The following is a 13,633-nucleotide window of genomic DNA, read 5'->3' as shown; positions in this document are numbered from 1 at the left end:
ATGTCGTTACACCCTGATCTGGAAGCTTTCCTCGACCTCGCGCAAGACAGCCAGGACGCCGGCCTGCCAGCCATGCACCAGCTGAGCCCGAGCGAGGCCCGCGCCATATTCGAACAGACCACCGCGCAACTGCGCTGGCCGGCGCCGCAGGATCTTGAAGTCAGCGAGATTGAGACACTGGCCCGGGATGGCGCGGCGCTGGCGTTACGTTTGTATCGGCCCAACGGCGTTGAATCGCCGCTGCCGGTGCTGGTGTATTTCCACGGTGGCGGATTTGTCGTTGGCAGTCTGGATTCCCACGACGGCGTCTGCCGCGAGTTTTGCCAGCGCACGCCGTGTGCGGTGCTCTCGGTCGGTTATCGGCTGGCGCCGGAGCATCGCTTTCCGACGGCGCTGGAGGATGGCGAGGACGCTGTAGCCTGGCTGGCGGAACAGGCTGCGAGTCTCGGCCTGGATGGTTCGCGCGTTGCGTTTGGCGGCGACAGCGCAGGCGCGACGTTGGCGACGGTGTTGGCCATTCAGGCGGTGCGGCAACCGCACACGATGGCTATCGCGCCGAAGGCGCAGTTGTTGTGTTATCCGGTGACGGATGCTTCGCGGGTGCATGATTCTCGGCTGTTGTTTGGCGAGGGGTATTTGCTCGAGAACGACACGCTGGAGTGGTTTTATCAGCACTATGCGCGTGGGCCGGAGGATTATCTCGATTGGCGTTTTTCGCCATTGCTGGCGGAGGATTTGCGTGGGGTGGCGCCGGCCATTGCGGTATTGGCCGGGTTTGATCCGTTGCTGGATGAGGGGCAGGCTTATGTCGACAGGCTGCGTGGGCAGGGGGTTGAGGTCGAGGTCGAGGTTTGTGCCGGGTTGACTCATGATTTGTTGCGGTTGGGGGCGGTGGTGCCTGGGGTTCTGGAGGTTTATTTGCGGATGGGTGGGGCGCTTGCGCGGGCTTTTGAGGTTGGGTGAATATCCGTTGCTTTGGTAGCGGCTGCTGGCGGTTTCGCCTGACGGCGACTTACTTTTTTACAAGCGCCCCCCCGTGTCAGCCTACCTGTCACCTCTGTTGATTGACTCAACCATTCATGGGGGCGAAGGTGTCTAGCAATGCCGAAGCGTTTTGACGATGACTTCAGAGACTGGGCTGTTCTTCAAATGATGCCGCCCTTAAACCGTTCCGTAGCAGAGCTCGCCGTTGCAATCGGCGTCACCCCACAGTCACTGCGAAACTGGAGGCAAATGGCTAGAGATAAAGGATTGATTGTTCCTGGGAATAATAAAACCAGCAATCAGTGGTCCAGCGCCGACAAATTCAACGCCGTTCTGGAAACCGCGCCGTTGAGCGAGGTAGAGCTTTCACAATATTGCCGAATCAAGGGCATTTATCCTGAGCAGATTCAGCAATGGCGCCAAGCTTGCCAGAATGCCAACACTGCGATGGAGCCTCAGCCCAACAAAAAACCGACCACCGAGCAAATACGGATAAAGGAGCTGGAGCGACAACTGCTTCGATCCGATGCTGATTGCAAGGAGGCGGTCGCTTTACTGGAACTCAGAAAAAAAGCCAATGCGATCTGGGGCAAGGACAAGGAAGGCTGATCAGCGCCCCTGATCGTGTGCAGGCTTTGGGCCTGATCGCTGAGGCAGTAGCAAGTGGTGCTCGTCGGTTTCGTGCATGCAAAGAGATCGGGCTGTGTTTGCGGACGGTTCAGCGTTGGCGACACTGCGAAGCCGACAAGCGCCAGATCATCAAGCGCGAAGCACCGTCCAACAAACTCAGCGTCGCAGAGCGTCAGGCTGTTTTGGATGCTGCTAATCAACCTGGCTACGCGAGTCTGACACCGCACCAGATTGTCCCGAAGTTAGCTGACGAAGGTATCTATCTGGCATCGGAATCAACATTCTATCGGGTGCTGAAAGAGGCAAATCAGAATAGCCGTCGAGGCCGAGCCAAAGCTCCGAAGCGCCGAGCTTTGACCACACATTGTGCTGATGCCCCAAATCGAGTTTGGTGTTGGGATATCACGTGGTTACCCACCACCGTTAAAGGTCGCTTTTACTACTGGTACATGGTCAAAGACATCTATAGCCGCAAATTAGTGACCAACGAAGTACACGAATCCGAACGCGCAGAACATGCATGCGTACTGCTTGAAAAAGGATGCTTACGAGAGCGTACGGCGGGTCGTCCGCTGGTACTGCACTCGGACAACGGTCACGTAATGAGAGGCTCGCTTCTTCGAGAAAGCATGATTGCATTGGGCGTCGAACCGTCGTTCAGCCGACCCCGAGTAAGCAATGACAACGCCTATGCCGAAGCGCTTTTTCGTACGGCTAAGTATTGCCCGCTGTGGCCCGAGCGGCCCTTCGACAACCTCACGGAAGCACGACTCTGGGTGCAGAAATTCGTTGAGTGGTACAACGACGAGCATCGTCATAGCGCCTTGAAATACGTGACGCCCAATGAGCGTCACGAAGGCAAGGCACCTGCGTTACTGCAGGCACGGGAGAATCTTTACAAGGCAGCCAAAGCAACTAACCCTAGCCGTTGGAGCGGCGAAGTAAGTAATTGGAAACTCGCAAACGCTGTTTACCTGAATCCAGAGCGCCCTGAAACAAGGGCGTAATAGACTCCTAAAACAGCCGTGAAGCGACAGATACGTTGACACGCACCGGCGCCAAAAAAAGTAAGCAAAAAACGCTAGCTCCTGCGTTCGGCCCTCGCAGGCTCGGGTTCCTTCGCTACGGGATCGATCCGGGCGCAGCGGCTCCGGTTTGCTTCGCTGCACCTCCTTCCGCTGTGTTCGACTTCGTCGAACGGTCGCTGCGCTCCCACGCCCGGATCAATCCCTCCACTCAGCCTTCCGATGTCGCCGGTGGATCAAGATCAAGAGCACTCGAGCTTGCGCTCATTGTTGAGTGGTGCGGCTTCGCCGCGGGCAGCTGCGCTGCCTTGCTTTTGCTTTTGTGGGAGCGAGCCTGCTCGCGAAGGCGGCATGACAGCCGACCGATTTCTCTATGCCCGCACCTGATCCAACTGTAGGAGCCGCCGAAGGCTGCGATCTTTTGATCTGGCTTTTGCTTTGGCTTTTGATCCGGCTTTTGATCTTTTGCCCCTTCGGCAGGCTTCGTTACGGGATCGATCCGGGGGAGGGAGCGCAGCGACCGTACGACGCAGTCGTACACAGCGGAAGGAGGTGCAGCGAAGCAAACCGTAGCCGCTGCGCCCGGATCGGTCCCGTAACGAAGGTACCCCGAGCTTTAGCGAGCGGGCCGTACGCCGGGGCAAAGCCTTTTGGGTTACCTTTTTGGCGTTTGAAAAAGGTGACTCGCTGTAAGAGCGAAACCGCCAGCGGCAACACCCGCAGCAACGGATAAGCTCCCAATCCCCAAAAAACAAAAAAAACCCCACATCTCACAATGCGGGGCTCTCTCACAGCTCAAATCAAAAAATCAGAAATCAGCCTTCACCGACATCACAAAATTCCGCGGTTCACCATAGAAGTTACCGAACCCCTCGGTCCCAATGGTCGCGTAATAACGCTTGTCGAACAGGTTGTTGCCGTTCAACGCCACCGACCAGGTGTCATCGATCCGATAACCAATGCGACCGTTCCAGACCGCATAACCCGCGCCGTCGACATTGTCCCCGCCCAGAGGCGAAACGCGGTAGGTGCCCGTCTGTGCATTGACACCCGCACCAATGGTCACACGGTCCAGCGGTCCGCTCAGGGCGTAATCACCCCACACGCGCAACAGGTGACGCGGCACGTAGGAGTTGTACACCGCGCCATCCTGAGTGGCGTCGGCATCTTCCAACACTTTGGTCTGGGTGTAGGTATAACCGGCGAGCAATTGCAGGCGGTCGATCACTTCACCGCTGACTTCAGCTTCAAAGCCCTGGGCGCGGACCTTGCCCGAGTTGATCTGGCAGGAACTGTCTTCGCACCGCAGGTCATCCTGGGCCGCGTCTTTCTGGATGGTGCGGAACAGGTTGAACGTGGTGTTCAGACGACCGTCGTACCACTCACCCTTGATCCCCAGCTCGTAGCTCTGGCCAATCAGCGGCTTGAGCGTGCTGCCGTCGATGGTTTTGTACGAGCCTTGCGGGGTGAAGATATCGGTGTAGCTGGCGTAGGCGGTCAGGTTGTCGTTGAGGTCGTAGAGCAGGCCGGCAAACGGCGTGACCTGGCCGGATTCGGTGGACTGGGTGTTGACCTCGGTGCCTTCGCCGCGGAAGTACTGCACCGAGTCGGTGTCGGATTTGTACCAGCTGACCCGGCTGCCGAGTACCAGGGTCATCGGGTCGGCGAGTTTCAGGCGGGCGATCGAGTAAGCGCCGTATTGCTTGATGTGCATGTCCACCGGGCCGCCACGGGAGGCGTTGGCCAGGTAGTAGCTTTCATCTGGCTGCGGGATGTTGTGGTTCGGGTTGAACACGTTCTGACGCTGTGGCAATGCCGCCACCGCGTAGAAGTCGTCCTTGTGCGAACGGCTGGCGTTGGCGCCGACGATCAGTTCGTGCTGCTGGCCGAAGGCGGCGAATTTGCCGTCGACGTAAGCATCGAAACCGTAGTCGCGCTGGTCGTAATCATAGGTACTGCCGAGCATCAGCGTGTTGGTCGCGGTGGCGCCCAACGGCACGGTGCCGCTCGGGAAGGAATATTCCATGTCCTGGGTGTTGCGCGAGTACACACCGGCGACTTTCAGCGACCAGTCATCGTTGAACTGGTGTTTGACGTCGGCGAAGTAGGTGGCGCGTTTGCTGCGCTGGTTGTTCCACGAGGTGTTCAGGCAAGTGGAGCGTTTCAGGTGCAGGTCGGAGCCGTCGGCGTAGCGCGGCAGGCCGCCCCAGCACGGGGTGGCATCGACGTCTTCATAGGCCATGCCGAGACCGAGGGTGGTGTCGGGGCTGAGGTCGAAGTCCAGGGCGCCGTAGTAGATCTGATCGCGGCGTTCAGCCACATCGTAGAAATACTGCCGGGTCTGCTGGGTCACCACGGCGCGGCCACGGACGGTGCCGGCGTCGTTCAGCGGGCCGCCGGTGTCGACCTGGCCGCGGTAGTTGTCCCAGGTCCCGGCCGACAGCGACAGCTGCGTGTGCGAGGTGTCCTGGCCGCGCTTGCGCACGAAGTTGACGCCGCCGGCGGTGCCGCCCGCGCCCTTCATCATGCCGGCCGCGCCGCGGAGGATTTCCACGCGGTCGTAAATGGCCATGTCACTGTTGAAACTGTCCGCCTGCACGTAGCTGCTGCCGATGTCCAGCGGCACGCCGTCGTACTGGTACTGGCCGCTCATGCGGAAACCGCGCGAGTAGAAATACTTGCCGCCCATGGGCGAGTCGTAGACGGTGATGCCCGGGGTCTTCTCCATCACCTGTTCGATGGTGTTGAGGTTCTGGTCATCGAGCATCTTGCGGGTCATCACCGTGACCGACTGCGGCGTTTCCTTCAGCGAATGCACGCCCTTGCCGATGGTCACGCCGCCGGTGGTGTAGGAGTTGCTGCCTTCGGTGGTGGCGCCGAGGCGGTTGGCGTTGACGTTGGTCGGGGCCAGTTCCATCGCACTGCCGCTGGTGGCCGGGCCGAGCACGGTGACGGTGTTGCCGTCACGCTGATAGCGAATGCCGGTGCCGCTGAGCATCGCCTTGAGCGACTCGTCGTCCTGATAGCGGCCGTTGAGGGCGCTGGAGCGCAGGCCTTGCAGGCTCTCCGGGCTGTAAACGATTTGCAGGCTGGTCTGCTGACCGAGGGTCTGCAGGGCCTGGGCCAGCGGTTGGGCAGGAATGTTCAGGGTCCATTCCTGGGCCTGGACATACGGCGCTACCGCGAGGCTCAGTGCCAGACCCAGGCCGCTACCGGCCAGGCGTGTGCGGGTCGCGCCGTGCATCAGCAGGGCTCGAGTCAGAGGGCGAAGCATGAAACGGGATGCGGACATGAGGTTAAGACCTTGGCAGGTATAGTTGTTAATGGTTCTTATTCATCTCATTAAGACGAGGAAGCCGCGGCAAACCGGAAAAGTTTTTTTCCGGCCCGGTCGCGGCTTCTTCAGATCAGGCCGGTTGCAGTTCGCTGTGGACCTTGCCGGCCTCCATGCGCACTAGCTGATCGGCAACGTCGAAGTAACGGTCGTCGTGGGAAATCACGATGATGGTTTTGCCCAGACGCTTGAGGTCGGGCAGCAGCTCGGTATAGAAGATCCGCCGGAAGGTCGGGTCCTGATCCGCCGCCCATTCATCAAACACCAGCACCGGCCGCTCTTCGAGCCAGGCGTTGACCAGTGCCAGGCGTTTGCGCTGGCCGGTGGACAGGTCGGTGGTGCTGAACGCGCCGTCGCGCACGCTGACCTTGTGCGCGATCTCCAGACGTTCGAGGTAGCGGGTGGCATCCTGCGGTACCTCACGATCGCCCTGAATCAAGTCGTCGAACAGGTAGTAGTCGGCGAAGATCGTAGTGAAGTTCTGGCGGTAATCGTCGCGGCTGACCGCAGTGATCGGCTTGTCGTTGACGCGGATTTCGCCCTCGGTCGGCGCGTACAGGCCCAGCAGCAATTTGATCAGCGTGGTTTTGCCGCAGCCGTTCTCACCGACGATGAACACGATGTCGCCCTGTTCGATGCGCAGGTTCACCGGGCCGAGGCGGAACGGCTCGCTGCCTTCCACGGGCGGGAAGGCGTAGCGCACGTTGCGCAGTTCCAGGCTGTTGACGGCGGCCGGCTTGCTGCCCTGATCCTGCAGCAACAGGTGCGGTTCCGGCGAGGAGAACTGTTCACTCAGCTCGGCGATGCGGCGAAAGGCAATCTGCGCGCGGCTGATGATCGGTAGGGTACTGATCAAGTGCTCCAGCGGCCCCTTCATGTACAGCAGCACCAGAACGAAACCGCTCATCACCGCTTTGTCGGCACTCGGCCACAGCGATTGCAGGGCCAGGGCCATGCCGATGACCACGAAAAACAGCATAGAGCCAAACGACTTGGCGATGACGAAAGTGTTGATCGATCTGATCTGGGTGTCGCAGATTTTCTCAGCGGTTTTCTGAATGCCGGCGACGAACATGCGCTGACGGCGCGGGCGGTGGATGCGCAGTTCCTTCGCGCCTTCGGCGATAGCGTTGTAATGCTTTTGCAGTTCGTCCTCGGAGTCGCGGGCGGCGTAGAAACCGCGCATGCCCTTGGCCCGCGCAATCGCCTGGATGGTGGTGCCGATGGCGATGGCGACCAGCATCATCAGGAACATCGGCCACGACAGCATGGCCAGATAGCCGAGACAGCCAAGGGTCACGGTCATCGAGATCGCCAGCGGCGCGAAGGCGAAGGCGAAGTCGCTGATGGTGTCGACGTCGTGGGTCAGCACCGGAATCAGGCGATGGCTGCGATAGCGTTCGATCTGGTCGATCGGCGCCGACAGGACTTTCTCCCCCAGCTCTTTGCGCAGTTTGGCGATGATGTGCTGGCCGACATAGTTGGTGCCGATGTCCGACAGGATCGTGGTCAGCAGGGCCAGGGCACAGAGGCCGGCGAAAATCATCACCACCGTGCGGGTCAGGCCGTCATCGGAATGCAGGGCGTTGTTGATGGTCGCCAGCAGCACGGTGACGCTCAGGCCGCCGAGCATGCCGAGCACGATGGACGCCGAGACGATCAGGCGGAAGGGCTTGAGCAGGGCGAACAATTCGTTGATCGCCCCACGCGTAGGCTTGGTCATGGAGGATTCCTGCTTCGATGCGGAGGGAGTGCCGGTACTTAAGGAAAACGAATGGTCGCGGAGTTTCTTTAACCGAGCGCAGGCGTGGCTGCGCTCGTCGAGGGCAGTGTCAGAGGTCGCGCACTACGCGAAAGCCCAGCCAGTCGCCCTTGCTGGTCGGCCAGCTGCTGTTGCGGTTGCCCGAGCGCGAGAAGATCGGCGCCTCGCCCCAATCGTTGCCGCGCATGACTTGGCGTTCGCAGTTTTCCTGGGTCCATGGGCGACCGTCGGCGGGCACGCCGGAGTAGTCCGGGTGATAGCAATCGGCGGTCCATTCGTAGACGTTGCCGTGGGCGTCGAACACGCCAAACGCGTTGGCCGGGAAGGAACCGGCGGGCGAGGTGAAGTTGTAGCCGTCGGCCGCGCCGTAGGTGTTGGCGTGCCTGGAGATCTGGTAATCCTTGCCCTCATCGAACGGAAAGGGGAAAGGCCCGGCGCTGCCACCACGGGCGGCGTATTCGCGGATCGATTCGCTTTGCAGGCGATAGGCGTGGCCGGTCTTTTTCGACAACCAGTCGATGTAGCCCTGGGCTTCGGCGACGTTCATGCACACGGCCGGGTCGCGGGGCGTCTGTTTGAATTCCGGCTTGCCGGCGGTGCAGCGGCGGCCGGGGCGATCATCGAAGTCGTAGGGCTTGTTGCCGGTCTCGCGCACATAGGCGTCCCATTCGCCCACCAGCACCTGCGAGCGGCTGATGGCCAACGGTTTGCTGAAAGTCACGGTGTGCAGCGGGCCTTCGTCGGGTTGACGGCCGACTTCATCATCCGGCGTGCCCATGGTGTAGCTGCCGGTCGGCAGCACGACCATTTCCGGGCAGTCCTTGCAGTCCTTGAACACTTTGCCAGCAGCGGGCGCGGTCGCTGCCAGCGCGTTGCCGGGAGTCAGTGCGACGCAGAGGGCGCTCAGCGCCAGTGCGGGCAGGGCTTTGGAGAGGTGTGACGCGTGAGGCTTTTTCATGGGTCGTCTCTTTGAAAGGAAAACGGCAGTCGAGGGTCAGGCGCGCAGCTTTTTGCCGAGGATGTCCATGAAGCGATCCACTTCGGCTTCGCTGTTGAGCAAGCCCGGCGCGGTGCGAATCACCGGCCCGACATCGCGGCTGACCGCGTCGCAGATCACCCGGTTTTGCATCAGATAAGCGGCAACTTCGTCACTGTCCTGGCCCTTGATCCGGAAGAAGGTGAAACCGGCGGAGAACTGCGAGTCGAGCGGGGTCACCAATTCGATGTTGCGGTGCTCCTGCAAGCGCTCCTTTAGGTAGCTGTTGAGCTGATGAATGCGTGTCTGCACCTCGGCCTTGCCCAGTTGCAGGTGCAACTTAAAGGCTTCGTCCAGCGCCCAGCGATGCTCGAAGGCGTGGTAGCCGCCCGGGGTCATGATGGTCGAGAAAGCCGTGGCCTCGGAGAAGGTCGGCACGCTGGGGCTGACGTATTTCAGTTCTTCCGTGCGGCTGCAGACGATGCCGGTGCCACGCGGGCCGAACATCCACTTGTGGGTGCCGGCGATGAAAAAGTCGCAGTTCATCTGCGGGAAACTCAGGTCGTCGACGCCGAAACCGTGCACGCCATCGACCACGTAAATCAGCCGATCCTGGTCGTCGCGCTGGCGGTTGTGCTCATCGACCAGCCGCGAAATCTCGCTGATCGGCAGTTTCACGCCGCTGCCGGAATGCACCCAGGTCATGCCCAGCACGCGGGTCTCGGGGCGGATATTACGGTTGATCGTGTCGAGCACCTGATCCAGAGAAATGCTTTGCGGGGTTTCGAACAGGGTGAGTTTGCGCACGCGCGTGCCGTCACGCCGGCTGCGGAAATCGAGAATGTTGCGCGTCGAGTAATGCTCGTGAACCGTGGTGAGGATCTCCTGATCCGCGCGCACCTGCACACTGCCGTAGATCATCGCCAGGCCTTCGGTGGTGCTGCCGGTCAGGGCGATCTGCGCCGGTTTGGCTTGCAGGTACTGGCCGGCCCACTGGCGCGCGTTTTCTTCACGCTTCTCGGTGACGCCCAGATCCCAATCCATCGCCAGACCCGGATTCAGATCCAGCGCCGCGCGATGGCGTTCGATGGCTTCGCGCACCGGTTTGGGGTGTGAGGTGACGAGGAAATTGGCGAAGTGGATGGCTTGGGGATCCTGATCGAACAACTGACGCAACTGCGCCCATTTGTCCCGCGAGGCATTCTGCGCGGCAGCGATGGCCGCCGGTGCAGTCAGGCTGGCGCCCAGGGGCAGGGCGGCGGCGAGCAGGCCGGCGTGTTTCAGAAAAGTGCGACGATCAGTCATGGCCGGGCCACCTCCTGGCGCGACGCCAGTGCCGGTTTCGCGGCTTTCTGCACCTGATCCCAGACGCGCATGAAGTTGCCGCCCCAGAGCTTGGCGATGTCCGCTTCGGAGTAGCCGCGCTGCAGCAGTTCGGCGGTGACGTTGCGGATTTCGCCGACGTTTTCCCAGCCCTTGATGCCGCCGCCATCGTTGAAGTCAGAAGCAATGCCGACGTGGTCGATACCGATCTTGCGTACCGTGTAATCGATGGCGTCGCCGAAGTCCTTGAGGGTGGCTTTCGGTTCCTCTTCGAGGATCGCGTAGAGGCCGCTGGCGTACTGGCCGAGCTTCTGCTCCGACCAGGCGGTGATGATCGGATCGCCCGGCATCAGCGCCATGGCCAAATTAGGCAGTGGCGGCAGATCGAAGCGCGCACGCAGCGCATTGAGTTTGTCCTGCGTGACCTGGGTCAACGGTTTCAGGTACTGCGAGAAGGCGACGACCTGCACCACGCCGCCACTGTTCTTGATCAGTTGCAGCTCTTTGTCGCTGAGGTTGCGCGGAATATCCACTGCCGCCCTTGGCGCCGAGTGCGAGGCCACCAGCGGTGTACGGCTCAGTTCGGCGACTTGCTCGAGGGCCTTGGTCGACATCTGCGAAACATCGATGATCACGCCCAGATCGTTCAAACGTTGCACCGCTTGTTTGCCGATTTCCGAAAGCCCGTCGAGGGCGTCGGGCGAGTCGTTGAAAAACGGCAGCGGCCGCGACGAGTCGGCCCAGCTGTTGTTGCCGATGTAACTGAAGCCGAACATGCGCATGCCGCGCCCGGCCCACAGGTCGAGTTTGCTCAGATCATTGCCCAGCGGGTAGGCGTTGAGCATGCTGATGAAAATCGCAAACTTGCCTTCGCCGTGCAGTCGGCGGAAATCATCCGGCGTGTAGGCGATGCCGGCCTGATTGGGGAAGTCGCGGACGATCCCGGAGATGATCTTGTAGCGCACTTCCTGCTGGTTGCGCGCCTCTTCGACAAAGCCCTCGGTCGGACGGTGCGGGGCGTTCGGGCCGTTCCACATTTCCGGCCAGCCGAACACCGTCAGCGCCGCACCGGACAGGCGCCCGCGATTGGCCTTGACCAGGTCGAACTGGCCCGAGCCATCCTTGTCGGCTTCGTGATCGTGGCTGCCGAAACTCAGCGGCACGGTGATGTGGCTGTCGAACGACAGCAGGCGATCCTGCAACTCGGTCGCCTGTTTCATCACTTTCACCGGGTAGCCGGGGTTGTTCAGGTAATCCCAGGCCAGAAATCCTGCGCCGGCACTGATCGCCAGGGCCAGCGGCAGGCCGATGAATAGAGCCTTTTTCCAACGCGGTTTTGTCATTGCCATCTCATTCAGTTCGCCGTCGAGGTACAGGCGCAGGGGCCTTTGCTATCTGGGAAGAACGAGTGGCTGCAGGGCTAATTTAGGCGCGCGTTACAAATGCTCGGCGGCACCGTCGTGATGTTTTGCCGGCAGCGTAAATTTCCCCGCCGAGCAAACGTTCTAGCTTGGATAAAGCCTGCTTCATGGCTGACACAGGTAGGGCAATGACGATCTCTCGACGCTGGTTCATGGCGGGCATGGCACTTACGGGCGCCGCGCTGCCTGCCGCTTTTTATGCACATCGTGAACTGACCCGCGAGGAGTTTCCGATCACCCCGGGCGAAGCCACGGTCGATCTGGCGGACACCGCCGGGCAGCAGCTGGCGGACAATTTGCGTGGGGTCTGGGACATTCGCTTTACCGGTGCGGCAGCGGGGCTTGATGGTTTGCCAGCGCAAGGCCTGGAGCTGTTTCTCGACATTGCCCATCGTGGGCGCGGCCTGCGTGGTTATCTCGACACCGGGACCAATCTGCGTGCCGAGGGGCCTGCGCGTTATCAAGTGATCGGCGATCTGGCACCGGGCAACGGCGCCGAGATGTATTGGCGCCTGCTGCGCACCGATGCGCCGCTGGCGCCGCCGGTGTATGAATTCAAAGTCAAACTGGATGAGGTCTGGGCGGCGTTCGGCAATGCCGGTAGCGCCACGTTCACCGGGCAAGTGCTGCGTCTGGACCGGCCGTTGGCGTGGCCCGAGCTGGACAATCAGTTCATCGCCATCAAACGGCGTTTTCCCGAGGCCCGTGAACGCACCGGTCTCAATCCGCGACTGTTGGCCTGGCTGGTGGCGCCCGAACATCGTTTGTTCCATCAGCTCTGGCACGCCACCCGCGACAAGTGGCACAAGCTCTCGGAGAAAAAACGCGAAGCGCTGCGCGGCATCGGCTGGCAGCCCGGGCCGCGTGACAAGGAGCGCGACGCCCGTGGGCCAAGCAAGGATCGCAATGGCTCGGGCGTGGATTTTTTCTTTATGCATCGGCACATGCTAGGCATCGCCCGTTCGATGCAGGATTTGCCTTCCTGGCCGGCGTTCCCGCAGCCGCAGCCTGAGCTGGAGCGTGACCGCCAGGGCTTCGCCCGCTATTTCGACAATCACGACGGCAATTCGCTGCCGCCGACCTGGCTGGCCGAGGGCGATGACGAGTACACCAAGTGGGTCAGCGACATCAAAGCGGCGGAGACTTTTCAGAGCAATTTTCTGGTTTGGGAATCGCAGTACCGTGACCCGCGCTACTTATCGAAATTGACCCTTGGCCAGTTCGGTTCGGAAGTCGAACTGGGCCTGCACGACTGGCTGCACATGCGCTGGGCTTCGGTGGCGCGCGATCCGTCCAACGACATTCCGGTGCCGATGGCGCGCGATCAGGCGGATTTCGGCGCGCGATGGTATGCGCCGGAAAACGACTTTCTCGGCGACCCGTTTTCGTCCCATGTGAACCCGGTGTTCTGGCGCTTTCACGGCTGGATCGATGATCGCCTGGAAGACTGGTTCCGCGCCCATGAACGTTTTCATCCGGGCGAAGTGAGCCGTTTGCAAGTCAACGGCGTGCCGTGGTTTGCACCGGGGCGCTGGGTGGAAGTCGCCGATCCCTGGCTCGGCCCGGACACCCACGGCTGCAGCACCGTGCCCGGCCTGCAGGTCGGGCGCTCGGTGGAGATGGACCCGGAAACCATGAAACTGGCGCTGCGCATCACCTTCGGCGACGAAGACAACATGACCGAGCTGTTCCGCAAAGTCCCACAGCGCCCGTGGTATGCACGGAATCTGAAGGTCAAGGGCCGACAGCTTTAGATCGGTTCAACACACACACACTCAGAATAGGTCGCAATCCCCTTGTGGGAGCGAGCCTGCTCGCGAAGGCGGTGGGTCATCCAGTGCATCATTGCCTGACACGGCCTCTTCGCGAGCAAGCCCGCTCCCACAGGGGGGCATGATCGGGGCGAAGGTTTTGGCCTGGCCCGAATTTCATTGTGGGAGCGGGCTTGCTCGCGAATGCGGTGGGTCATCCGTTACATCTTTGACTGACACGGCCTCTTCGCGAGCAAGCCCGCTCCCACAGGGGGGCATGGTCGGGCGAAGTTTTTGGCCTGACCCGAATTTCATTGTGGGAGCGAGCTTGCTCATGAAAGCGGTGGGTCATCCGTTACATCTTTGACTGACACGGCCTCTTCGCGAGCAAGCCCGCTCCCACAGGGGGGGCATGGTCGGGGCGAAG

8 protein-coding genes are annotated in these 13,633 nt (G+C 61.1%); 3 read left to right on the top strand and 5 right to left on the bottom strand.

All coding sequences use genetic code 11. The annotated features are described in order from the left end of the window. Both ACMYUN_RS05135 and ACMYUN_RS05130 read left to right on the top strand, forming a co-directional pair. The gene (locus ACMYUN_RS05135) at positions 1 to 963 is read left to right on the top strand and encodes an alpha/beta hydrolase (RefSeq protein WP_415763141.1); all 963 of its coding nucleotides are present in this window, start codon (positions 1 to 3) and stop codon (positions 961 to 963) included. A gap of 138 nt (positions 964 to 1,101) precedes the next feature. Then, positions 1,102 to 2,621, top strand: a protein-coding gene (locus tag ACMYUN_RS05130) for an IS3 family transposase (protein ID WP_415763140.1) whose coding sequence is annotated in 2 segments (ribosomal slippage) — positions 1,102 to 1,567 and positions 1,567 to 2,621 — 1,521 coding nt in all. Because the reading frame shifts where the segments join, the coding sequence is not laid out codon by codon here. An 826-nt stretch (positions 2,622 to 3,447) separates the two neighbouring features. Here the strand turns inward: ACMYUN_RS05130 and ACMYUN_RS05125 are convergent. From ACMYUN_RS05125 to pvdM, 5 genes are all read right to left on the bottom strand, one after another. Then, entirely contained in the window at positions 3,448 to 5,931 is a 2,484-nt protein-coding gene (locus tag ACMYUN_RS05125; protein WP_415763139.1) for a TonB-dependent siderophore receptor, read from the bottom strand. 115 nt (positions 5,932 to 6,046) lie between these two features. Beyond that, positions 6,047 to 7,696 (bottom strand): cyclic peptide export ABC transporter, encoded by a 1,650-nt coding sequence (locus ACMYUN_RS05120; RefSeq protein WP_039763060.1) that lies wholly within the window; start codon positions 7,694 to 7,696, stop codon positions 6,047 to 6,049. A gap of 109 nt (positions 7,697 to 7,805) precedes the next feature. Next, the gene (locus ACMYUN_RS05115; RefSeq protein WP_415763138.1) at positions 7,806 to 8,693 is read right to left on the bottom strand and encodes a formylglycine-generating enzyme family protein; all 888 of its coding nucleotides are present in this window, start codon (positions 8,691 to 8,693) and stop codon (positions 7,806 to 7,808) included. A 36-nt stretch (positions 8,694 to 8,729) separates the two neighbouring features. Further along, the gene (locus ACMYUN_RS05110; RefSeq protein ID WP_415763137.1) at positions 8,730 to 10,016 is read right to left on the bottom strand and encodes an aminotransferase class V-fold PLP-dependent enzyme; all 1,287 of its coding nucleotides are present in this window, start codon (positions 10,014 to 10,016) and stop codon (positions 8,730 to 8,732) included. Next, complete coding sequence (gene pvdM / locus ACMYUN_RS05105) at positions 10,013 to 11,377, bottom strand: pyoverdine-tailoring dipeptidase-like protein PvdM (RefSeq protein ID WP_415763136.1); 1,365 nt, start codon at positions 11,375 to 11,377, stop codon at positions 10,013 to 10,015. Before pvdM ends, ACMYUN_RS05110 begins: the two co-directional genes overlap by 4 nt. 206 nt (positions 11,378 to 11,583) lie before the next feature. Between pvdM and ACMYUN_RS05100 the strand changes: the two genes are divergently transcribed. Next, positions 11,584 to 13,209 carry a PvdJ/PvdD/PvdP-like protein gene (locus ACMYUN_RS05100; RefSeq protein ID WP_415763135.1) on the top strand — a complete coding sequence of 542 codons (1,626 nt, stop codon included), beginning with the start codon at positions 11,584 to 11,586 and terminating at the stop codon, positions 13,207 to 13,209. Positions 13,210 to 13,633 lie beyond the last annotated feature (424 nt).

This window comes from Pseudomonas sp. CP4 (assembly GCF_047758505.1).
In the GTDB taxonomy this organism is placed as follows: Bacteria; Pseudomonadota; Gammaproteobacteria; order Pseudomonadales; family Pseudomonadaceae; genus Aquipseudomonas; species Aquipseudomonas fluorescens_AO.
The sequence above is the reverse complement of the archived record's forward strand: the minus strand, read 5'-3'. Positions and strand labels throughout refer to the sequence as shown.